The sequence below is a fragment of the Chitinophaga sp. 180180018-3 genome, assembly GCF_037893185.1.
In the GTDB taxonomy this organism is placed as follows: Bacteria; Bacteroidota; Bacteroidia; order Chitinophagales; family Chitinophagaceae; genus Chitinophaga.
In genome coordinates, this window is record NZ_CP140772.1 from 3,313,057 (window position 1) to 3,334,109 (window position 21,053).

Below are 21,053 nucleotides of genomic sequence, written 5' to 3' on the forward strand. Positions count from 1 at the left end.
CGGGATTAAGAAGAAATGAATCGATTCCTGATTACTTTTGCACTTCGAAAAAAGCGATTTCATCTCTTAAATATTAATATTTTATAATTCATGTTAGAGTCAAGTTTCAAATTACCAGGTCAGACGGCCTTCTACAAAGGAAAAGTACGCGATGTTTACACCATTGAAGACAGGCTGATGGTTATGGTAGTAAGTGATCGTATCTCTGCATTCGACGTAGTATTGCCACGTCCGATCCCGTACAAGGGCCAGGTGCTGAACCAGGTAGCTGCTATTATGCTGGAAGCTACTAAGGATATCGTGCCTAACTGGGTGAAAGCAACACCGCTGCCTAATGTTACGATAGGTCTTAAATGTGAAACTTTCCCGGTGGAAATGGTAGTACGCGGTAATCTTACAGGTCACGCCTGGAGAACTTACAAGTCGGGCCAGCGCATATTGTGTGGTGTTACCATGCCGGAAGGGCTGAAAGAAAACGACTTTTTCCCTGCGCCGATTATTACACCAACCACCAAAGCGCATGAAGGACATGATGAGGATATTTCCCGTGAAGAGATCATTGCTCAGGGCCTGGTAAGCAAAGAAGACTACGAACAACTCGAAAAGTATACCCTGGCATTGTTTGAAAAAGGCCGTGAAATGGCTGCCAAACGTGGACTGATCCTGGTAGATACTAAATATGAATTTGGAAAGATAGGAGATCAGATTTATGTGATCGATGAAATCCATACGCCGGATTCTTCCCGTTATTTTTACGCAGAAGGTTATGAAGAAAACCAGAAAAATGGTGTTCAGCAGAAGCAGCTCAGCAAGGAGTTTGTGCGTGAATGGCTCATGGCAAACGGTTTCCAGGGAAAAGATGGCCAACAGGTGCCGGAAATGACCGATGAGTTTGTAAACAGCGTTACTGAGCGTTATATAGAGCTGTTTGAAAAAATTACGGGTCAGCAATTTGTGAAAGAAGAGGTGTCTGCTGCAGATGCAGAATCTACCATCAAAGCTGAATTGACAAAGCTGTAAATACTTTTGGCTGCCCCGGCATCTTGCCGGGGTAGTTTTATCCCTTATGTGTGCATGATGAAAGTACAAGTGATAGCTATAGTGATTTGTTTGTTAAGTGTTATTGCATGTAATAACACCGCTAAATCTCCTCAAAAAATTGATACCGCCGAAATCCTGGAAATGGCTGGTAAAGCGCCGGGAATGAATGCGGGCAAAGGAACCTTCACTGTAAAAACCCCGGATGGCTGGTCTACAAGAGATACCTTGATGAACCGTGTGGAGTACATGGTGATGAAAGCCGCTCCCAATGAAGACAGCTCCTTCCAGGCGAACGTAGTGATTGTTACGCAGGAAACCAAAAAAGGAGATGATGCTGCTAAGTTCATGGCGGCTACCCAGGAGCAGCTGGCCAACTTTTTCCCCGATTATAAAAAGATCGCTGAGGGAGAACGCACCGTGGCCGGTGTAACAGCGAAATGGGTGAAGAGCCGGTATTCGCTCCCTGATGAGGACGATATGGTGAACGCCGAGTCTGTCATACTGGTGAAAAATAATATCGCTTATGCGATTACATTAACCACTACGGAAGATGAACTGGATAAATACACACCCGACCTGGAAGTGATCCTGAACTCTTTCAACATAAAATAATTTTAAGCAGGAAGTTGTCCGCATAACTGATCGTTTGTCGCTTTATACTTTACCTGCTTCTTCGTACCTTAGGAGCCAAAAAATTGAACATTGGCTCATCTTGCTGCACTCAACAAATACTTTGTTACCTATAAATGGCGGCTGATCCTGGGATTGTTATTTACGGCCATCTCCATTGTATTCAGTGTGTTTCAGCCCATCATGGTACGGCAGATCTTCGATTTGCTTTCGCACAATATCGATGAATACCGCCTGCTCGATCATACTTCCCTGAAGATTGCATTCCGCGCTGATTTTACGCATGTGCTGGCATTTTATGGTGTCAGTATTCTGTTGTTCGCGCTGCTCAGCGGGTTTTTCCTTTTTCTTCAAAGGCAGACGCTGGTTGTGTTAAGCCGGCACATTGAATACGATTTGAAGAATGAGATTTATCAGCATTATCAAAAGCTGGATCTGAATTTTTTCAAAATGCATCGCACGGGTGATCTGATGAGTCGCATTACAGAAGATGTATCACGTGTGCGCATGTACGTAGGACCAGCTATCATGTATGCTTCGCGTACGCTTTTCCTGATTGTGATTATTGTATACCTGATGCTGCAGGTTAATCCGTTGCTGACGCTGTATACCTTATCGCCACTGCCTTTGCTGGCGCTGACAATTTACTACGTGAACCGTATTATACATCGTAAAAGCGAGAAGATACAGGCGCAACTATCTAACATCACTTCTATTGCGCAGGAGTCCTACTCAGGTATAAGGGTTATAAAATCTTATATACAGGAAGATGCCAGTGCGAAACATTTTGAAGAAGCAAGTGAGTCGTATAAAGAGAGTTCTATCAGTCTTGCCCGGACCGACGCCCTGTTTCAGCCGGCGATGGCGCTGCTGATCGGTCTGAGTGTGATACTGACCATCTTCGTTGGAGGCATCCAGGTAATACATGGCACCATCACTGTCGGGAACCTTGCAGAGTTCGTGATATATGTGAATATGCTGATGTTTCCGTTTGCATCCATTGGCCTGGTGGCCACTATGACGCAACGTGCGGCAGCCTCACAGCAACGGCTAAACGAATTTCTGCAGATACAGCCTGAAATTGTAGATGCTGCAGATGCCGGCGTTTCAGATTTGAAAGGAGAGGTAAAGTTGGAAAATGTCACCTTCACTTATCCGCATACCGGTATTACAGCCATCAGTAATTTCAATCTGAAGATAAAACCGGGTCAGAAAGTAGCGGTGATTGGCAGAACAGGTTCCGGGAAGAGTACGCTGGCACAGCTACTCATACGAATGTATGATCCGCAGCAGGGGCGTGTGCTGATGGACGGAATTGATATCCGGCAACTGCAGCTGTCCGGGTTACGGAATCAGATCAGCTACGTACCGCAGGACGTATTCCTGTTCTCAGACTCCATTGCCAATAACATCCGGTTTGGAGATCCTTCGGCCAGTTTGCAACAGGTGCAACTGGCAGCCAGACAGGCGTCCGTAGAAAAAGACATCCTGGGTTTCAATGAAGGATTCGATACGGAAATAGGGGAGCGGGGCGTAACACTCAGCGGAGGTCAGAAGCAGCGTATTTCCATTGCCCGGGCCCTGATCAAAGATCCGGGTATACTCATCTTCGACGACTGCCTGTCGGCCGTAGATGCCCGCACGGAGAAAGAAATCATCGGCAACCTTTATGCCTACCTGAAAAATAAAACAGCTATTATCATTACGCATCGCATTTTTGCGTTATTCGAATTCGATAGGATAATTGTACTGGATGAAGGGAAAATTGTGGAGACAGGAACGCATGAGGAATTATTATCATTGAATGGTTACTACGCAGAATTGTACGCTCGTCAGCAATCTGGCGATGAAGAAAGTGTAACTGAGTAACAATCACCTTCTTGTATAGACGCTACCGCAGCCGGTTACACGTAGTTTTTATCATTTTTTAAAATCATTTAAAAATATTTTGATATTTGTAAAACAATAGTATATTTGTCTCTTATTGTAACAGGATTTGATTCGTTAACACTTAAATCTATCAACTGTGGCGTACGAAAACAACAATCAACAGGAAAGAAACAATGATAGCATCTTTTCTAAACGATTGAAAGCGGGTAAAAGAAGAACGTACTTCTTTGATGTAAAGACCACTCGGGGAAACGATTACTTTCTGACTATAACAGAAAGTAAAAAACGTTTTAATGACAACGGTTATGACAGGCACAAGGTATTCCTGTACAAGGAGGACTTCAATAAGTTCCTGAACGCGCTAACCGAAACCATCAACTATGTTAAGACTGAGTTGATGCCCGATTTCGATTTTGATGCCTACAATCACGATTATGTGACAGAAGATCAGGATGATGCAGAAGCAGAAGGTGCTGAAGTACGCTCTTCAGCTGCTGTTCAGGCCGCGCCAGTTGAGGCCTCAGTTGCAGCAGCTCCTGCTTCACATAACTCTGAAGAGGTAGACAAATGGTAAGATTTTTACTTAGATTTACTTGATTGATTTACTTCGATCAATTGAGTATACATGGGTAAACAAGTTAACTTAAACTGATTTAATTCCTCCAGGATTTTTCCTGGGGGAATTTTTTTTTTAGTCTTTAGTAAAAATGCAACGGAGATTAACACACAATTATATGATGTTAATCTCCGTTGCATTTTTACTAAAGACTAATAACTAAAAGCTAAAGATTCTAACGGCTAAACGCTTTCCAGGCATTGATCAATCCGTTCGTAGAAGAATCGTGATTGAGAATGGTATCATTGTTTTGCAGTTCCGGCAGAATTTTGCTGGCCAGTTGCTTGCCCAGTTCAACACCCCATTGATCGAAGCTATAGATATTCCAGATCACACCTTGCACGAAGATCTTATGTTCGTATAGGGCTATCAGTGAGCCCAGTGAGCGGGGAGTGATTTGCTTCACCATGAAGGAGTTGGTAGGACGGTTACCACTGAATATTTTCGAAGGTAATATCTTGGCTATTTCTTCAGCAGGCGTACCGTCTTTTTCCAGCTTGGCACGTACTTCGGCTTCGGTTTGTCCGTTCATCAGCGCTTCAGTTTGTGCAAAGAAATTCGACAACAATTTCACGTGATGATCGCCGATCGGGTTGTGGCTGATAGCAGGTGCAATAAAATCGCATGGGATCAACCGGGTGCCCTGGTGTATCAGCTGATAAAACGCGTGTTGGCCGTTGGTACCTGGTTCTCCCCAAACAATCGGGCCGGTTTCGTAACTAACGGGATGGCCTGTACGATCTGCTGTCTTCCCGTTACTTTCCATATTTCCCTGTTGGAAATAAGCCGCAAAACGGTGCATGTACTGGTCGTACGGAAGTATGGCTTCGGTTGCACTACCAAAGAAATTACCATACCATAAACCGATCAGGGCCATGATTGCCGGGATGTTTTTGTCCAGCGGCGTGCTGGTGAAGTGGTTATCTACCGCGTGAGCGCCATCCAGTAATGCAGTGAAATTATCGTATCCGATGGTCAGTGCAATAGATAAGCCAATCGCGGACCAGAGCGAATAACGGCCTCCCACCCAATCCCAGAATTCGAACATGTTGTTGGGATCTATACCGAAAGCGGTTACTGCTTTTTCGTTGGTAGACAGCGCCGCGAAATGCCTGGCAACAAACTTCTCATCTTTGGCATGCTCCAGGAACCAGTTACGTGCAGTATGTGCATTGGTCATCGTTTCCTGGGTAGTGAATGTTTTGGATGCAATCAGGAACAGTGTTTCGTCCGGTGTGATTTTCTTCAGTGTTTCTGCAATATGGGTGCCGTCTACGTTAGATACGAAATAAGCCTGTATGTTCGGTTTCCAGTAAGGCTTTAAGGCTTCAGTGACCATCACAGGGCCCAGGTCGGACCCACCGATACCAATGTTCACAATATAACGTATAGGCTTACCCGTATAGCCCTTCCATTCGCCGGAATGTACCTGGCGGCAGATATGATCCATTTTATTCAGTACTGCTTTTACGTCGGGCATTACATCCCGGCCATCGAGCAATACAGGTTTATTGGAGGTATTGCGCAATGCTGTATGCAATACCGCGCGGTTTTCAGTGACGTTGATTTTTTCTGCATGGAACATTGCCTTGATCGCATCCGGCACACCGCATTCGGTAGCCAGGCTTAACAGCAGGTTCCGGGTATCCTCCGTAATGATATTCTTCGAATAATCAAAAAGGATGTCTTCAAACTGCAGGGAGAACTCGCTGAAGCGTTCTTTGTTCTCTAAAAATAAGGCACGCATGTGCACTTTTTTCATCTCCTCCGCATGCTTTTTCAGGGAGTCCCACGACTTGGTGGTTGTTGGATTAATAGATGGAAACATAGTAGTCGGTATATTAAATGCGTTTCAAAAATACTCTTTTAGATTTAAGATTTTTGTTTCCGGTATAATTGCCAGGAAATTGTAACGGCGATAAGGCCTATGGCGATGATACAGGTATGGATAATCGAATTTTCTTCCAACATGTCGGCATGCTTTCTTTTCAGCAGAATACCATACAAAGCCCATACGGTAACAAGTGCATAAACGATATTGTTGCGCAGTAGTATCATGCCCATACAAAGCAGGGTGCCGGCTCCGATCAGAATATCCGTCCATATTACCTGGGAATGCCGGTTGCCTTCCAGTCCGGCATATACCATCAGCGCCGAGATATTGGCAAGCGTTGCAACAGTGATCCAGCCCAGGTACATACTAAAAGGAAAATGCACCAGCAAGCGCTCTGCTGTGCTGACGGGTAATACACCTATGCCCAGGTTAATATGTATTATCAGCAGGGAACTTAATAATATCAGCATAATTACCACGCTCACCGGAATGAGGTGATAGTGCCAGGCAAACAGCCAGCAGGCGTTGGCTACAGAAGAAATCAGAAACCAGTCTTTCATTTTATGCATCAGCCGGTAAAGTATTTCCGGCTGCCTGCCTGAAAATGCCAGCCACAACTGATAGATCACAAATACCAGCAACCCCGCATATATAACACCCCAGATGGCATAAGTGAAACCTGCTGGTGCAAACAGGTTGGGATAATCTTCCGACACCTGCGCCGGTGTTTGCCCATTAATGGGAAGCAACGTTGCAAGGGCATTTACCGCAATCATCAGGATATAACCAAGGGTGTTGAAAATAGCTCTGTTCTTGAAATGTAGGGTTTCATGGAGCACCATAACAGATTGGTATATTTTATAATAAAATTGACATGATAACTGTGTTGCAACGCAAAAATTATGCTAAAACAGACAATAAAAAACAAACAAACGGGCATTAGAATATATCTGCATTTTTCCATACATTTGCCGGCTATGACATCTGAGCAACTTAAAGCTATGAGGGACCGTTTATATGTCCTGGGAGGTTTTCTTTAACGTACCTGACCGATTAGCAAAAATAGAAAATGACAAACAATTGAGCCTGGCGCCCGGATTCTGGGATGATAACGACAGAGCTACTTCGATTCTGAAGGAAATTAAGGTAAACAAATATTGGGTTGACCTTTACAACGACGTGAATGCCGCTATAGACGACAGCGCTGTTCTGAACGACTTTTTCAAGGAAGGAGAAGCTTCTGAAGAAGAGGTGGAACAGGCTTATCATGGTGCATTGAACGCATTGGACGACCTGGAATTTAAATCTACCCTTAATCAGCCGGAAGATGAAATGCCGGCGGTGCTGACCATCAACTCCGGTGCTGGCGGTACAGAAAGCCAGGATTGGGCAGAGATGCTGCTGCGTATGTACCGCATGTATGGCGAAAAGCAGGGCTGGAAAGTATCAGAGATCGATACCCAGTACGGCGATGGAGCCGGTATCAAATCAGCTACGCTGGAATTTGACGGTGATTTTGCCTATGGCCATCTTAAAGCTGAAAGCGGTGTACACCGGTTGGTCCGCATTTCTCCTTTTGACTCCAACGCACGTCGCCATACGTCTTTTGCCTCCGTATATGTGTATCCGTTAGTAGACAATACTATCGAGATAGCTGTGAACCCCGCCGACCTGGAATGGGAATTCTACCGTTCAGGAGGTAAGGGAGGGCAGAACGTAAACAAGGTGGAAACCGCCGTACGATTGAAACATATTCCCTCCGGTATTATCATCGAATGCCAGCAGGCCCGTACACAAGGTGAGAACCGTGAAAAAGCGCTCACTATGTTGAAATCACGCCTATACGAAGAAGAACTCCGTAAGCGTGAAGAGCTGAAAAATGCCGCCAACGCCAACAAACGAAAAATCGAATGGGGCTCCCAGATCAGATCGTACGTATTCCACCCGTACAAGATGATCAAAGATCACCGTACCGATTATGAAGTAGGTAACGTAGGTCCCGTAATGGACGGGGAACTGGATGGATTTATCAAGGCTTACCTGATGATGCAGAAAGAGGAGAATTCCTGACCTGATGAAGAATAGGGAATGAAGAATTAAGAAATAGGGCGAAAGTCTTGGCGGATAGTTATTAATTGCTAAGATTTTCGCCCTATTTCTTAATTCTTCATTCCCTATTCTTCATTATCCTGTTGGACAATAATCATTAAGTATCGACTAATAATTAATTAGTCCACAGTCTCTGTAACCCTTACTTTTGCTGCGGAAAACAAAATTTGTTAATAGCTTTTGCCTGCTGGTACTGACTTGAGTATTTTTACTGAAGCTAAGACTGGCAGACAGCGCTAAAAAACGGTTACAATGAATACAGGATACTTTGAGTATGCAGCGCCTGCTAATGAGCCTGTGCTGGCTTATGCTCCCGGTTCCCCGGAGAGGGCCGCTCTGAAAAAGCAACTGGCCGCCTATAAGGCAGAAGTGGCTGACATCCCCATGTATATTGGCGGAAAAGAGGTACGTACAGGTAACACAGTAGATCTGCGCCCGCCACATGAAATTGCGCACAAGCTGGGACACTTTCATATGGGAGATGCGTCTCATGTGAAATCAGCCATTGCTGCAGCGCTCGAAGCCCGCGAAAAATGGGCTAACATGGACTGGGAACAACGTGCTGGTATCTTCCTCCGTGCAGCTGATCTCCTTGCTACCAAATACCGCTATCATATCAACGCAGCAACCATGCTGGGCCAGAGTAAAAATGCCTATCAGGCAGAAATCGACAGCGCCTGCGAACTGATCGATTTCCTCCGGTACAACGTACACTTCCTCAGCGAAATCTACCGCCAGCAACCGGTATGCGCCCCCGGAATCCATAACAGGGTTGAGTATCGTCCGCTGGAAGGATTTGTACTGGCCGTTACGCCGTTCAACTTCTCAGCGATTGCCGGTAACCTGCCTACTTCTGCTGCGATGTGCGGTAACGTAGTGGTATGGAAACCCGCTAACACACAGGTATTCGCTGCACAGGTGTTTATGAAGGTGATGATAGAAGCTGGTCTGCCTGCTGGTGTGATCAACCTGGTATATGCCCAGGGCCCGCTCATTGGCGACATCTGCTTTGCTGATCCTCATTTCGCCGGCATCCACTTCACCGGCTCCACTGGCGTATTCCAGACAATGTGGAAAACCATCGGTGAAAATATACACAAATACAAAGCCTACCCGCGCATCGTTGGTGAAACCGGCGGTAAGGATTTCGTACTCATACATAAATCTGCTGATGTTGACATCGCTGCTACTGCATTAGCACGTGGCGCTTTCGAATATCAGGGCCAGAAATGCTCTGCCGCTTCCCGTGCATATTTACCAGACAATCTTGCTGACAATATAAAATCAAAATTACAGGCTGAACTGAAGACCATGAAAATGGGTACTACAGAAGATTTCAGCAACTTTATCAATGCAGTGATCGATGAGCGTTCTTTCGATAAGATCGCGAAGTATATCGACCATGCAAAGAAAGATCCTGCTGCAAAGATCATTGCCGGTGGTAACTATGATAAATCGAAAGGGTACTTCATTGAGCCTACTGTGATTGAGACCACTGATCCGGGCTATGTTACCATGCGCGAAGAAATATTCGGCCCTGTACTGACGATCTATGTGTATGAGGCAGATAAATTTGAAGAGATCATGCAGGTAGTAGACACTACTTCCGAATATGCGTTAACAGGTGCAGTGATTGCCCAGGACCGTTATGCTATTGAACTGGCAACACGTAAACTGGTGAACAGTGCGGGGAACTTCTACATCAACGACAAGCCTACCGGTGCTGTTGTAGGACAACAGCCATTTGGCGGAGCAAGGGCTTCCGGTACCAATGATAAAGCAGGTTCTATGCTGAACCTCTATCGCTGGTTAAGCGCAAGAAGTATCAAGGAAACTTTTGTGCCACCTGTTGATTACAGGTATTCGTTTTTGAAAGAAGCGTAGCCTTTAACTATTATCTATAATAAAAATACAGCGAAGATTACCAGATAATCTTCGCTGTATTTTTTTACCAAAGGCTAAAAGCTAAAGGCTAAAGACTTTTCGTACCTTGCGGGAATTATGCAAGCAGAGATTATACAGAATTATTTTGCCAGTCGCCCGAGCCAGTTAAGGGTGGCAGACCTTGAACAGTTGCTGCTGGCGGATGGATTGACAAAAGAAGAAGCCGGCAAAGCTGCGGCTGCGGGGTTTGAACAATACTTCCGCAAACAGCTGCGTACCAAAGGGCTTAAAGCATTACTGTTTTTTATAGTAGGATTGATTTTTCTGCTCCGGGTTATTACGCTTACCAATCGGGAGGAGGGTAGCTTCATGCAGGTATCACTTTCCCTTGCACTGGTGGCTTTTACAATAGTACTGGGGATTATCTGGGGAGTGCAGCTGTTTGCACTCAGGGAAGAGATCACTTCTTTCCGGGATATCAGAAAATTATAACCTTTCCCTGTCAAACAGCCGCCCAATCGGGATTATAGACGAATTTCGCTACGCCTACTGCATCTTCTGCAACGCAGCCAGTGACTCTGTCACATGCTTTTCTCCATCTTTCATGGAATTAAAAGTATGTACAACAACGCCTTTTTTATCTACCACATAAGTAACCCTGCCCGGAATAACAAATGTTTTGGGAACCCCAAACAGCTTACGGACCTCATTCTTAGGGTCACTTAATAAAGTAAAAGGAAGATGATGATGCGCTGCGAAGCTTTTATGAGACGCCACGTCGTCCGAGCTGATACCAATCACTTTAGCACCATATTTCTGAAAATCCTGGAAAGAGTCCCGGAATGAACAGGCTTCTTTAGTACATACACTGGTTTCATCTTTCGGGTAGAAATAGATCACCAGCGGCTGTTTACCCAGTACGGTATTAATATCGAATGTTTTACCATCCTGATCCTGCAAAGTGAAAGAAGGAACTTTATCTCCGGTCTTGATCTGGGCATTTACATCAGGGCTCCAGAATTGAAAAAAGGCTGCCATTGCTATAATTATCTTAAAGATTTTCATATCCGCTATATTGAGACTACTAAAGTACGAACATCCGGCATATGAAACGAAACAATCCCCGGTTATTCTATTAGGATTAATTTTAATACCCCGTCTTTTCTAATTTTCAACTTTTTATCTGTTGCATTTAATCATTATTTTTGGCTCCTAAAACATTGAGTTTTGAAAACCATACTTAATGGCAGGCAGATGGCTATTACGATAGACAGGCTTTGTCACCAGCTGATAGAAAATCATTTGCAGTTTGAGCAAACGGTGCTGATAGGATTGCAGCCAAGAGGAATATACCTCTCGGGCCGTATGCATGAAATACTGAAGAAATTAGTGCCTGGTGCGCGCATTGATTATGGTAAGCTGGATATCACGTTCTACCGCGACGATTTCAACAAAGGCAATACCCTGCATGTGCCTAGTGAAACCAGTATCGATTTTTCAATTGAAAATAAAAAGGTGGTGTTGATAGATGATGTGTTGTACACCGGACGTACCATACGTTCGGCACTGGATGCCATGCTGGATTTTGGCCGGCCTGCTTCCGTGGAGCTGCTGACGCTGATCGACAGGCGCTTCAGCAGGCAACTGCCTATTCAACCCGACTATACCGGTCGTACCATAGATGCCCTTATTTCCCAGAAAGTAAGGGTGTTGTGGAATGAAAGAGATGGTAAAGATGAAGTAATTCTGATCGACTAAACAAAGACGGATTTCAGAATTCAGATTTCACCCTTTATATTTGCACATTAATGTCACTTTCTGTAAAACACTTACTCGGAATTCGCGATCTGCAGCGTCAGGATATAGAGCTTATTTTTCAAACCGCCGACCAGTTTAAGGAGGTTTTACAAAGACCTATTAAAAAGGTTCCTACGCTCCGCGATACAACAATCGTCAATTTATTTTTTGAGAATTCTACCCGTACGCGCATCTCGTTTGAGCTGGCAGAAAAACGTCTGGGTGCGGATACTATCAACTTCTCCGCTTCCGGATCGTCTGTTTCAAAAGGCGAAACACTGATCGATACGGTGAATAACATCCTGTCTATGAAAGTAGACATGGTGGTGATGAGGCATTCCGCCAGCGGTGCTCCGCATTTCCTGGCAAAACATATAAACGTGCCTATTCTCAATGCAGGAGATGGAATCAATGAACACCCCACGCAGGCTCTGCTGGATGCGTTTTCCATCCGGGAAAAACTCGGCAGTGTTCAGGGAAAGAAGGTCGCTATCTGTGGCGACATCATGCATTCCAGGGTAGCGCTCTCTAATATCTATTGCTTACGCAAACTGGGCGCAGAGGTAACTGTAGTAGGTCCTCCGACACTGATCCCCAAGCACATGGCTGCTGCACTCGACGTTAACGTCAGCTACAATATCCGCGAAGCATTGGCATGGTGCGATGTAGCCAACGTATTACGCATTCAGCTGGAGCGCCAGAATACACCCTTATTCTCTTCGCTCCGCGAATATTCCCTGGCTTACGGCGTTACCCGCGAACTGCTCGACAGCCTCAACAAAGAAATTGTTATTATGCACCCCGGTCCAATTAACCGCGGTGTAGAAATAAACTCAGATGTTGCTGACTCCGGTCAGTCAATTATCCTGGATCAGGTAGAGAATGGAGTGGCTGTAAGAATGGCTGCTTTATACCTGCTCGCAGGAAAGAGAGAAATGGCAAATTAGGAATTACGAAATAGCTCGAAGACCTTAGCGATTGATAATGTAGTTATCCGCTAAGGTCTTCGAGCTATTTCGTAATTCCTAATTCTTCTCTAAAACCCTATCGCCGCCCCAACCGTGTACGACCTGAAAAACGGATATACGTTCCCGTTATATCCTCCGGCCTGCTCAGGGTCGTAGTATTTTATCTTCATCTTAGTACTTTCCCAAAGATCCTGTCCGGAGAAGTATACGCGGAAACTATTGATATGTATTTTCTTCAGCCACTTCGCTGGCAGTGTATAGCCCAGCTGCAGGTTTTTCAGCCGGATGTAGGAACCGTTCATTACCCAGTGCGACGAAGGCACCGTATTTTGCTGATCGTTCATATACAAACGCGGGAACATGGCATTGGGATGGTCAGGAGTCCAGTAGTCCTGATTGATGTCCCAGGGCTGTTGCCAGGTGTTCGTAAAAGGCACATTGTAACGTGGATCAGGCATTACTTTGCGGTTAGCTACTCCCTGGAAGAAGACGGAAAAATCGAATCCTTTCCAGGCAAAACCAGCGTCAATCCCATATGAGAAGCGGGGATCGGTGCTGCCCAGGTATACGAGGTCGGCATTGTCTATTTTGTGATCTCCGTTGATGTCTTTGTAACGAAGGTCTCCGGGGCCGGTATTGGGCCCCTGGTAAGCATGTTGCTGCACTTCTGCGGGCGACTGGAAGTAACCTTCCGCCTGATAGCCAAACAGGGAGGAATACGGGTATCCGGCAATGCCCTGGTTCCATCCGGCCTGAGGAAATACTCCGTCGTTCTTAAGTACTTCGTTCTTACTATCGTACAGGTTGGCGTTGACATACCAGGTGAATGGGCCACGGTCCTGGCGCCAGCCCACATTAAATTCCCAACCCCAGGTCTTCATTTCACCACGATGAAAGTCTATCGGCCACGCGCCCAGTGTCGACGCGGTCAGCACCGGAATCTGCATATCGCGGTTGTACTTGATGAAGTAATCCACCGCCAATGTGAGCCGGCCCCTGAACAGGGTGGCATCCCATCCGTAATTGGTGGTAGATATATTTTCCCAGCCCCGGGGTTGTAACACCGGATTTTTATAAACAAAAGGAGGGTAGTGGGGCAGCGGGTTGAACGTAAACGTCTGCAACCGCTCATCATTCGGGATCGTATTCCAGCTGTTCACGTTGCCCAACCGTCCCCAGGACCAGCGCAGTTTGAAATCGTTGAAGAATGGCAACGCGTGGTTGAACCATGTTTCATTATTCATGCGCCACCCCGCGGAGAACGACGGAAACACTTGCCACTGGCGTTCTTTGTCAAATGACGTGCTCGACTGCGACAATTGGGCGCCAATAAGATTGGCTTCAACCAGGTAGCGGTTATCGTAATTATAATTCAACTTGCCAAAGAGTGAAAGAAGGGAACCTCCTGCCGCCAGCATCTGCGTATATGCGGGAGCATTAGAGAACTGTTTGGCAGTGATTTCGGCCGGACTGATATTATACGAAGCGTCTGTATACTGTGTAGTATTGTAAGCCTCTTGTGTGGCGCCTCCCAGGAGGTGTATATAGTGTTTGTTATACTTAGTATCGTAATCTGCCAGCAGCTGCAGATTGCCGCCCTGGGCTACCAGCTTGCTTTTCTGCAGCATATTATCAGGCTGAATAAATCCGGCTGTATCTACGCGGTTCCATAGCGCAATGGACTGCCGGCCGAGGTTATCACGCAGGCTGTATTGGCGCGGGCTGTAAATCAGCCGCAGGGTAAGTCCTTTGGTCAGACTATCGGCCCGCAGTGTAAAAACGGCATCTATGTAATTGTTCTTCTCATCGCGCCGGCCTCCATCCTGAAGTGTAGCGTATACAGGGGCGCCGCCAAAGGCGTAGTTATGTGTATCCGGAACGTATACCGGAACGTTGCCCGGGCCGCGGAAAAGTCCTGCCAGTAAGCCATTGGGGCCTTCCACCGGTTGCGACGGGGAGAAGGTATTGGTTTGTGCATACGACAGGCGGGTTTCCAGGCTGAAATGTTTATTAAAACGATTATTGAGATTGATGCGCGCATTCATTCGCTGAGTTCTGTCGGGCCCTGTAGCGAAAAGTCCCTGTCGGCCAAAGTATCCGAGGGAAGCGGAGAACTGGTTAGAGCTGTCGCCACCTTTGACAGAAACATTGTAATTCTGAACACTGGTCCGGCTTTTAGTGAGCAGTCGCAGCGGATCGGTGTTATAGTAGTATTTGTAGAAATCAGGGTGATCGTAGTCGACCGCGTAGTGATTACCGGATTGCATGAGGGCTATTTCCATCGGGTTCCAGGGGGCAGACAGGCCGGCATTTTGTGCAGCGATGTTTTCCATAGTCGCAGCCTGTGCGGAAGAAACGCGGTTGGGCAGTCGTATCGGCGTTTCAAAGCCGCCGAGCGCATTCACATCTACCTTCAGTTTCCCCGGTTTCCCGGTACGGGTAGTAACAAGCACCACACCTCCGGCTCCGCGGGCGCCGTAAATAGAAGCCGCAGAGGCATCTTTCAGGATCGAAACAGATTCAATATCATCCGGATTCAGTACTGCCAGCGAACCGGGAACGCCATCTACTATCACGGGGGTATTACCGGAGGAAGAGCCAACGCCTCTTACCTGTATGTTGAAGCCCTCGCGTCCGGGTTGTCCATTGCTGCGGGTCACTACCAGGCCGGTGGCGGTTCCCTGAAGAGCCGCCATCACATTGGCTACCGGCCGGCTGCGAAGGCGTACGCCATCCACAAGGGCGATGGAACCGGTGATATTGGCGCGTTTCTGCAGGCCGTAACCAAGCACTACCAGCTCGTTCAGCTTGCGCAGGTCGGGCTCAAGCGTAACCGCAATATATTTTCTTTCACGTAAGTACACTTCTTTGGTCTCGAATCCAATCAGAGATATCTGCAGGGTAGCCTGTCCGTTTTGGAGATCCAGCCTGAAGGCGCCGTTTTCTGCCGTAGCAGTACCGTTGGTGCTGCCTTTCTCCCGGATCGATACGCCGCTGAGCGGCTGGAAGCCGTCGGTAACCAGGCCGGTGATGGTCCATTTGTTACTATCGGGACTTTTTACCCCGGGTTGGGGAGGTCCGGCGATGACCGCATTGAGTGGGATAACGATGATCTGACCGTCTTTAATCTCTACTTTATAACGTGAAGCAGGAAACAGTTGAGGGAGCACTTCTGCCAGTGTTGCATTATGTACGTGTAAGCTAACGCCCTTGCGGGTTTCCAGTTCATCAGAAGAAATAGCAAACGTATATCCGATCTGCCGCTCTATTTCGCGGATCACGGTTTTAAGGCTGGTGTTACTGAATTGCAGGGAAATTCGTTTCGGATGGGCAACAGGTTGCTGAGCGAAGGCCAAAGCCTTCACCAAAACCAGGATAACAATAAGAAAAACAGCAGGCACATACCCAAACCTGGTATTTGAGGAACGCGCCTGTTGCAAAAATTGCCGCATAAGCAAAAGTCAGGCGCGCATTAGTAGATTTCTACCAGGTCGTCTTTGTGTGTTATGTTAATTTGCAGGGTTTTCTTCATAATATACAGCACCTCGTCCAATGACATATTGGGAAAGGTTGCCAGCAGTTTCTTATCAGCCAGCTCAGGGTTGCTGATCTTAACCTGTACATTATAAAAATCTTCCAATGCCTCCGCTACTTCTTTCAGCGGAGTATCATCGAATGTAAGGGTCCGGGTTTTCCAGGCCAATACATTATTATTTTTCTTGTGAGTGCGTGTATCAATGGCGGTACCATTGTGTTGCAACGAAGCTTCTTCACCCGGGGTAAGAATCACTTTCTTTTCAGTGCCTTTATAAGCGGCACTGACTTTACCGGATTGCACGAATACCTTTACACCGTTGTTACCTGCTTTCACGTTGAATGATGTTCCCAGTACCTGTACTTCTACATCGGGTGCATTTACTATAAAGGGGAGTGCATCATTTTTGGTAACATCGAAGAATGCTTCTCCTTTGTCTATTTTGATCTGACGGCTGGCCTGGCCGAATCCGCGGGCATAACGTACCTGCGTATGTGCGTTCAGGTAGAGCATGGAACCATCGGGCAAGCGAAGACTGTCTTGCTGCTGAGCGGTGGCGAACGTTTTATATCCACCCGGACTTAACCACGTCCAGGTAACAGCAGCAGCCAGTACGGCGGCCGCTGCCCACCAGTATTTGCGGGGCATTTTAACAACCCTGGATTGGGTGGGAGCAGGAGTAGCAATTGCAGGAACCTTATCCAGTTTGGCATCCAGTGCCTGCCATTGTCCATGGGTATCGAAGGCGGAGGCAGCAGGAAGGGGATCGCCCTGCCACATAGCTTTCATGTCCAGGAAGATATCCAGGTTGCCGGTATCCTGTTGAATCCAGTTGTTGAGCTGCTGTCTGTTCAGCTCATTCTCCGGATCTTCCAGATAACGGATCACTACATCTATGTCAGTTTGATTATTCATGGCTACTTATTAGTAATACAACCAGAAAACATTTTACCATTAAGCGGGTTTTAAAAAAATCATAAATTTTTTATGAAGACAGCATAAAGCAATTATGATTTATTAATAAGATCTACGCGCAGCCGTTTTAAAGCGGTGGTAAGATGGGCGTATACAGTATTTATAGAGATGTTCAGTTGTTCAGCGATTTCGGCGGGTGACAATCCTTTCAGGCGGCTCATTTCAAAAACACGACGACATTGTTCCGGTAATTTTTCAAGGGCAGAGCGGTATTTGGCTTCCAGTTCCTTGTGTTCCAGCAGGGAGTGGGAGTTGTCGGCAGGAGTAGCAGTTTGCATTTGTTCCTTGGTATATACTTCCTGTCGCTGATCTTTCTTGATTCTGTTTAAACAGGTATTTACAGTTGCTCTTGCGAGATAATGATTGATAGGGGCACGCTCATCCAGGTTTTCCGCACCTTTCCACAGATTGAGGAAAACATCCTGTACCATATCGTTTGCATCTTCCTCACTCTTTACATACCTGACAGCAATATTATACATAGAAGGGGCGAACTGTTTAAAAACAGCCTCAAATACATCTTTATTCCTGTGCCGGATGCCTTTTACTATTTCTTCGTTACTCAGTTGCAACATGCGTTTATTCTTTTGTATTCGTTTCCGTAGTGCGAAGATAATTTTTAAAATTACTAATTGCGAATGCGAAGCTGTTTGAAGGTCCGTAAAACTTTTTTTCACTTTAACATTTCTTTGACTAATGGTAAGCCAATTGTCGGATGTATTCTTAGTATACGGCAGCCAACGATGAGGGCATATAACAAAAACCATGCACATTCATCATAGCCGGATGAATTTCATCATCATTATTCTAACCATACAAAAAATTGAAAGCCATGAAAAAGACAATTGTAGGAATGCTCGCGTTAGCAACAACGGTAATCGGAATGTCTGCCTTCAAAAGTGCAGATGCTACAACAGGAGTGAAGGCTGCCGACAGCATCGCTGTGATGGTAGATTCTATTGCAGGAGTAGATTCAATCGCAGCAGTAGATTCAGTGAAATTTTTGCGTGTTGATTCTTTACAGCGCTTCGATTCTTTACAACGTTTCGACTCTCTGCAGCGTGTAGATTCGTTACAGGGCCGGGATTCACTGGTGAGCCTTGATTCCGTAAAAACAATAGATACAGCGAAAGCTGTGGAAGCTGGTTCTATCACTGGTAAGATCAGTCCTGCTGATGGTGCTGCAGAAGTAGAAGCAATCAGCGCAGGTGAGAAGCTGAAAGGTGCAGTTGCACAAGGTGCTTTCACTATTCCGGCAGTAAAAGCTGGTACTTATACAGTAACCATCCTGGCTAAAAGTCCTTTCAAAAATGCTATACTGAAGGATGTGAAAGTGGAAGATGGTAAAGCTACCGACCTGGGTGAAATTAAACTCGAACAATAGTCTGAATTTAATGAAATAGCAACCAACAACAACACAGAATCATCCATAATGGAACCCATTTTGGTTTGATGCAGGGGGGCCCTTCTACGGCCCCCTTTTCTATTCTTAATTCTTATCTATTATCTTCGCCCCATGCGCACAATCATTTTGCTTACTGTTTCCAATACCTTCATGACATTCGCCTGGTATGGCCATCTCAAACATCAGGATGTAGCCCTCTGGAAAGTCATACTTATCAGCTGGGGCATCGCTTTCTTTGAATACTGTTTCATGGTGCCGGCTAACCGCTTCGGTATGCAGGACGGCTTCAACGGATTTCAACTGAAAACTATCCAGGAAGTGATTACGCTCACCGTATTCAGCATATTTGCGGTTACTTTTCTGAAAGAGCCACTCCGCTGGAACTACTTTGTATCCTTCCTTTTCCTGATAGGAGCCGTTTGGTTTATGTTCCGGAAATAGCCCCTGCGGTAGTTAGCAGTTAAGAGCTGGAAAAACATAAATAAATATTATCTTTATGGGTCTATTTTCAACCAAAAAAGGGTAATTATTGAGGGAGGAAGCTAATATACAGCTGTTGGTGGAGCGGGTGGCATCGCTGGGAGATGAACAGGCCTACAGGGCATTATTCCGTTTATTCTATAAGCCATTAAGCCAGTTTGCCTATTCCATCGTAAAATCATGGGAATCCGCCGAAGAAATAGCTTCAGATGTTTTTATGAACATCTGGAAGCACCGGGAGCGCCTGCTCCAGGTAGAAAACCTCAGGGTTTACCTCTATGTTTCCGCAAAAAATATTGCCCTCAATTACCTGAATAAACAGGCCCGTACCCAACATTTCAGTCTGGATGAACTGAGCGTCGACATTGGCGTAAGCCATGTTACTCCCGAGCAGATCTTTATATCCGGCGAAATGGTGAAAAGGATAGAAGCGGCAGTCAATGCCTTGCCCCCGAAAAGGAAAATGATTTTCAAGCTCATCCGTGAAGATGGGCTTAAATACAAAGAAGTAGCCCAGATTCTTGATATATCCGTGAACACCATTGATGTACATATGGCCCAGGCCTTAAAAAAGATCAGCGAGGCCATCCATCTCTCGTTTAAAAAATAATCCAAAAAAATTTTTTGAGGGGAGTAGTAGATTCCCCCAATTTCATTGTCCTTAGTTTAATCATGCTTTTGCAATCATAGAAATGGAACAGGAAAGAATATGGCTTTTGATGGGAAGAAAGGTATCGGGCGAAGCCACGATGGGAGAGTTGCGTGAGCTGGAAGAGATATTGCTGAAAGATCCTGACCTGCGGTATAAATATGCGGTGCTGAGCAACTGGCCGGCGACGGACAGTGCGGCATGGGAGGAGCGAACCAATTCCGCATTGGAGAAGCATATGGAGAGAATGAATGCGGCCCCCGCTGAAGAACTGCCTGTAAGAAAAGAACGACGGAATATCAGGAGAATAGTATCTGTACTGGCCATAATGATACTAGTGCTTGGTGGTTACTGCATATATCTGCTTATAAATAAAAACCCGCAGCAAAACAACAAAGCTGCATTGGCAGCCATCTTTACCCATGATGGCGTTCGTTCCAGGGCGCAGTTGCCCGATGGAACAGAGGTGTGGCTCAACAGCGGCAGCCATTTAACCTATCATCCTGATATGGGCAACCTGGATACCCGTGAGGTGACGCTCGATGGAGAAGCTTTTTTTGATGTAGCGAAGAATACCGGGAAACCCTTTACTATTCACACTTCCAGAATGAATATCCGGGTGTTGGGCACCTCCTTTAACGTGAAAGCCTATACGCAGGACAGGATCACTGAAGCTACGCTGATATCCGGCGCGGTGGAAGTGCAGCTCAACGATGGAGTGGAACGAACCATCCGGTTGCTGCCCAATCAGAAAATCATACTGCAACATGCCGGCGACGCGCCATCAACCCTGGTGGCTGGTTACAGTGTTGAAAATATACACCCCAACACGGCCGACAGTGTGGTAGCAGAAACTGCCTGGCGCAATAACTATCTCGTGTTTGATAATGACGATTTTGAAGAAGTGGCCCGGAAAATAGAAAGATGGTACGGTGTTAAGATACATCTCGAAGGAAAGAAGCTGAAGACATACCGTTTTACGGCAACATTTAAAAATGAAACGCTTCCCGAAGTAATGGAAGCGCTGAAGGTTACAACATCATTTCATTGCAGGATAGTGAGCAATGAAGTTTTTATCACCCAATAGGGGAAACATCGTTAAATCGGTACCTCTCTTATAAAGAGGGTAAATGCTGTGAACATTTACCCCTTGTTTGAGATCTGTAACGGCAGTCATCTGCACTTGGCAATGTAGTACTGTCGTAGTTTTATGACCTTTACAACCATAAATGTATGGAAA

General features: G+C 46.0%; 19 protein-coding genes. 13 read left to right on the top strand and 6 right to left on the bottom strand.

Features of this window, described 5'->3' with window-relative positions:
• Nucleotides 1-90 precede the first annotated feature (90 nt).
• From UNH61_RS13000 to UNH61_RS13015, 4 genes are all read left to right on the top strand, one after another.
• The gene (locus UNH61_RS13000; protein ID WP_326992423.1) at nucleotides 91-1,020 is read left to right on the top strand and encodes a phosphoribosylaminoimidazolesuccinocarboxamide synthase; all 930 of its coding nucleotides are present in this window, start codon (nucleotides 91-93) and stop codon (nucleotides 1,018-1,020) included.
• 54 nt (nucleotides 1,021-1,074) lie between these two features.
• Complete coding sequence (locus tag UNH61_RS13005) at nucleotides 1,075-1,653, top strand: LpqN/LpqT family lipoprotein (protein WP_326992424.1); 579 nt, start codon at nucleotides 1,075-1,077, stop codon at nucleotides 1,651-1,653.
• A gap of 90 nt (nucleotides 1,654-1,743) precedes the next feature.
• Complete coding sequence (locus UNH61_RS13010) at nucleotides 1,744-3,540, top strand: ABC transporter ATP-binding protein (RefSeq protein WP_326992425.1); 1,797 nt, start codon at nucleotides 1,744-1,746, stop codon at nucleotides 3,538-3,540.
• A gap of 157 nt (nucleotides 3,541-3,697) precedes the next feature.
• Nucleotides 3,698-4,135, top strand: a complete 438-nt coding sequence (locus UNH61_RS13015; RefSeq protein ID WP_326992426.1) for a DUF3276 family protein — start codon at nucleotides 3,698-3,700, stop codon at nucleotides 4,133-4,135.
• 217 nt (nucleotides 4,136-4,352) lie between these two features.
• On the opposite strand, the gene pgi is transcribed toward UNH61_RS13015, so the two are convergent.
• Together pgi and UNH61_RS13025 are read right to left on the bottom strand one after the other, a co-directional pair.
• Nucleotides 4,353-6,005 (bottom strand): glucose-6-phosphate isomerase, encoded by a 1,653-nt coding sequence (gene pgi / locus UNH61_RS13020; protein ID WP_326992427.1) that lies wholly within the window; start codon nucleotides 6,003-6,005, stop codon nucleotides 4,353-4,355.
• A 44-nt stretch (nucleotides 6,006-6,049) separates the two neighbouring features.
• Entirely contained in the window at nucleotides 6,050-6,853 is an 804-nt protein-coding gene (locus UNH61_RS13025) for a hypothetical protein (RefSeq protein WP_326992428.1), read from the bottom strand.
• Nucleotides 6,854-6,988: 135 nt separating this feature from the next.
• Here UNH61_RS13025 and prfB point away from each other — a divergent pair.
• From prfB to UNH61_RS13040, 3 genes are all read left to right on the top strand, one after another.
• A protein-coding gene (gene prfB / locus UNH61_RS13030; protein WP_326992429.1) for a peptide chain release factor 2 occupies nucleotides 6,989-8,081 on the top strand; the annotation gives its coding sequence in 2 pieces (ribosomal slippage) (nucleotides 6,989-7,048 and nucleotides 7,050-8,081; 1,092 coding nt in all).
• Between the two features lie 291 nt (nucleotides 8,082-8,372).
• Nucleotides 8,373-10,004: an L-glutamate gamma-semialdehyde dehydrogenase gene (gene pruA / locus UNH61_RS13035; protein ID WP_326992430.1), complete on the top strand. Its 1,632-nt coding sequence runs from the start codon at nucleotides 8,373-8,375 to the stop codon at nucleotides 10,002-10,004.
• Between the two features lie 117 nt (nucleotides 10,005-10,121).
• Nucleotides 10,122-10,496: a hypothetical protein gene (locus UNH61_RS13040; protein WP_326992431.1), complete on the top strand. Its 375-nt coding sequence runs from the start codon at nucleotides 10,122-10,124 to the stop codon at nucleotides 10,494-10,496.
• Between the two features lie 54 nt (nucleotides 10,497-10,550).
• Here UNH61_RS13040 and UNH61_RS13045 read toward each other — a convergent pair whose 3' ends face one another.
• Nucleotides 10,551-11,069: a peroxiredoxin gene (locus tag UNH61_RS13045; protein WP_326992432.1), complete on the bottom strand. Its 519-nt coding sequence runs from the start codon at nucleotides 11,067-11,069 to the stop codon at nucleotides 10,551-10,553.
• 162 nt (nucleotides 11,070-11,231) lie between these two features.
• Here UNH61_RS13045 and pyrR point away from each other — a divergent pair, with 162 nt between their 5' ends.
• Nucleotides 11,232-11,762 (top strand): bifunctional pyr operon transcriptional regulator/uracil phosphoribosyltransferase PyrR, encoded by a 531-nt coding sequence (pyrR, locus tag UNH61_RS13050; RefSeq protein ID WP_326992433.1) that lies wholly within the window; start codon nucleotides 11,232-11,234, stop codon nucleotides 11,760-11,762.
• A gap of 50 nt (nucleotides 11,763-11,812) precedes the next feature.
• Nucleotides 11,813-12,748, top strand: coding sequence for an aspartate carbamoyltransferase catalytic subunit (locus UNH61_RS13055; RefSeq protein WP_326992434.1), 936 nt, complete (start codon nucleotides 11,813-11,815; stop codon nucleotides 12,746-12,748).
• An 89-nt stretch (nucleotides 12,749-12,837) separates the two neighbouring features.
• On the opposite strand, the gene UNH61_RS13060 is transcribed toward UNH61_RS13055, so the two are convergent.
• From UNH61_RS13060 to UNH61_RS13070, 3 genes are all read right to left on the bottom strand, one after another.
• A complete protein-coding gene (locus tag UNH61_RS13060; RefSeq protein ID WP_326992435.1) occupies nucleotides 12,838-16,221 on the bottom strand; it encodes a TonB-dependent receptor in 3,384 nt (1,127 codons plus the stop codon).
• 20 nt (nucleotides 16,222-16,241) lie between these two features.
• The gene (locus tag UNH61_RS13065; protein WP_326992436.1) at nucleotides 16,242-17,219 is read right to left on the bottom strand and encodes a FecR domain-containing protein; all 978 of its coding nucleotides are present in this window, start codon (nucleotides 17,217-17,219) and stop codon (nucleotides 16,242-16,244) included.
• Nucleotides 17,220-17,311: 92 nt separating this feature from the next.
• The gene (locus UNH61_RS13070; RefSeq protein WP_326992437.1) at nucleotides 17,312-17,854 is read right to left on the bottom strand and encodes an RNA polymerase sigma-70 factor; all 543 of its coding nucleotides are present in this window, start codon (nucleotides 17,852-17,854) and stop codon (nucleotides 17,312-17,314) included.
• A gap of 257 nt (nucleotides 17,855-18,111) precedes the next feature.
• On the opposite strand from UNH61_RS13070, the gene UNH61_RS13075 reads away from it, so the two are divergent.
• The 4 genes from UNH61_RS13075 to UNH61_RS13090 all read left to right on the top strand — a co-directional run bounded on the left by UNH61_RS13075 (nucleotide 18,112) and on the right by UNH61_RS13090 (nucleotide 20,900).
• A complete protein-coding gene (locus UNH61_RS13075; RefSeq protein ID WP_326992438.1) occupies nucleotides 18,112-18,663 on the top strand; it encodes a hypothetical protein in 552 nt (183 codons plus the stop codon).
• Nucleotides 18,664-18,795: 132 nt separating this feature from the next.
• Nucleotides 18,796-19,125, top strand: coding sequence for a DMT family protein (locus UNH61_RS13080; protein ID WP_326992439.1), 330 nt, complete (start codon nucleotides 18,796-18,798; stop codon nucleotides 19,123-19,125).
• A gap of 88 nt (nucleotides 19,126-19,213) precedes the next feature.
• Nucleotides 19,214-19,774, top strand: a complete 561-nt coding sequence (locus UNH61_RS13085) for an RNA polymerase sigma-70 factor (RefSeq protein ID WP_326992440.1) — start codon at nucleotides 19,214-19,216, stop codon at nucleotides 19,772-19,774.
• 109 nt (nucleotides 19,775-19,883) lie between these two features.
• Nucleotides 19,884-20,900, top strand: a complete 1,017-nt coding sequence (locus UNH61_RS13090; protein ID WP_326992441.1) for a FecR domain-containing protein — start codon at nucleotides 19,884-19,886, stop codon at nucleotides 20,898-20,900.
• The last annotated feature ends 153 nt before the right edge of the window (nucleotides 20,901-21,053 follow it).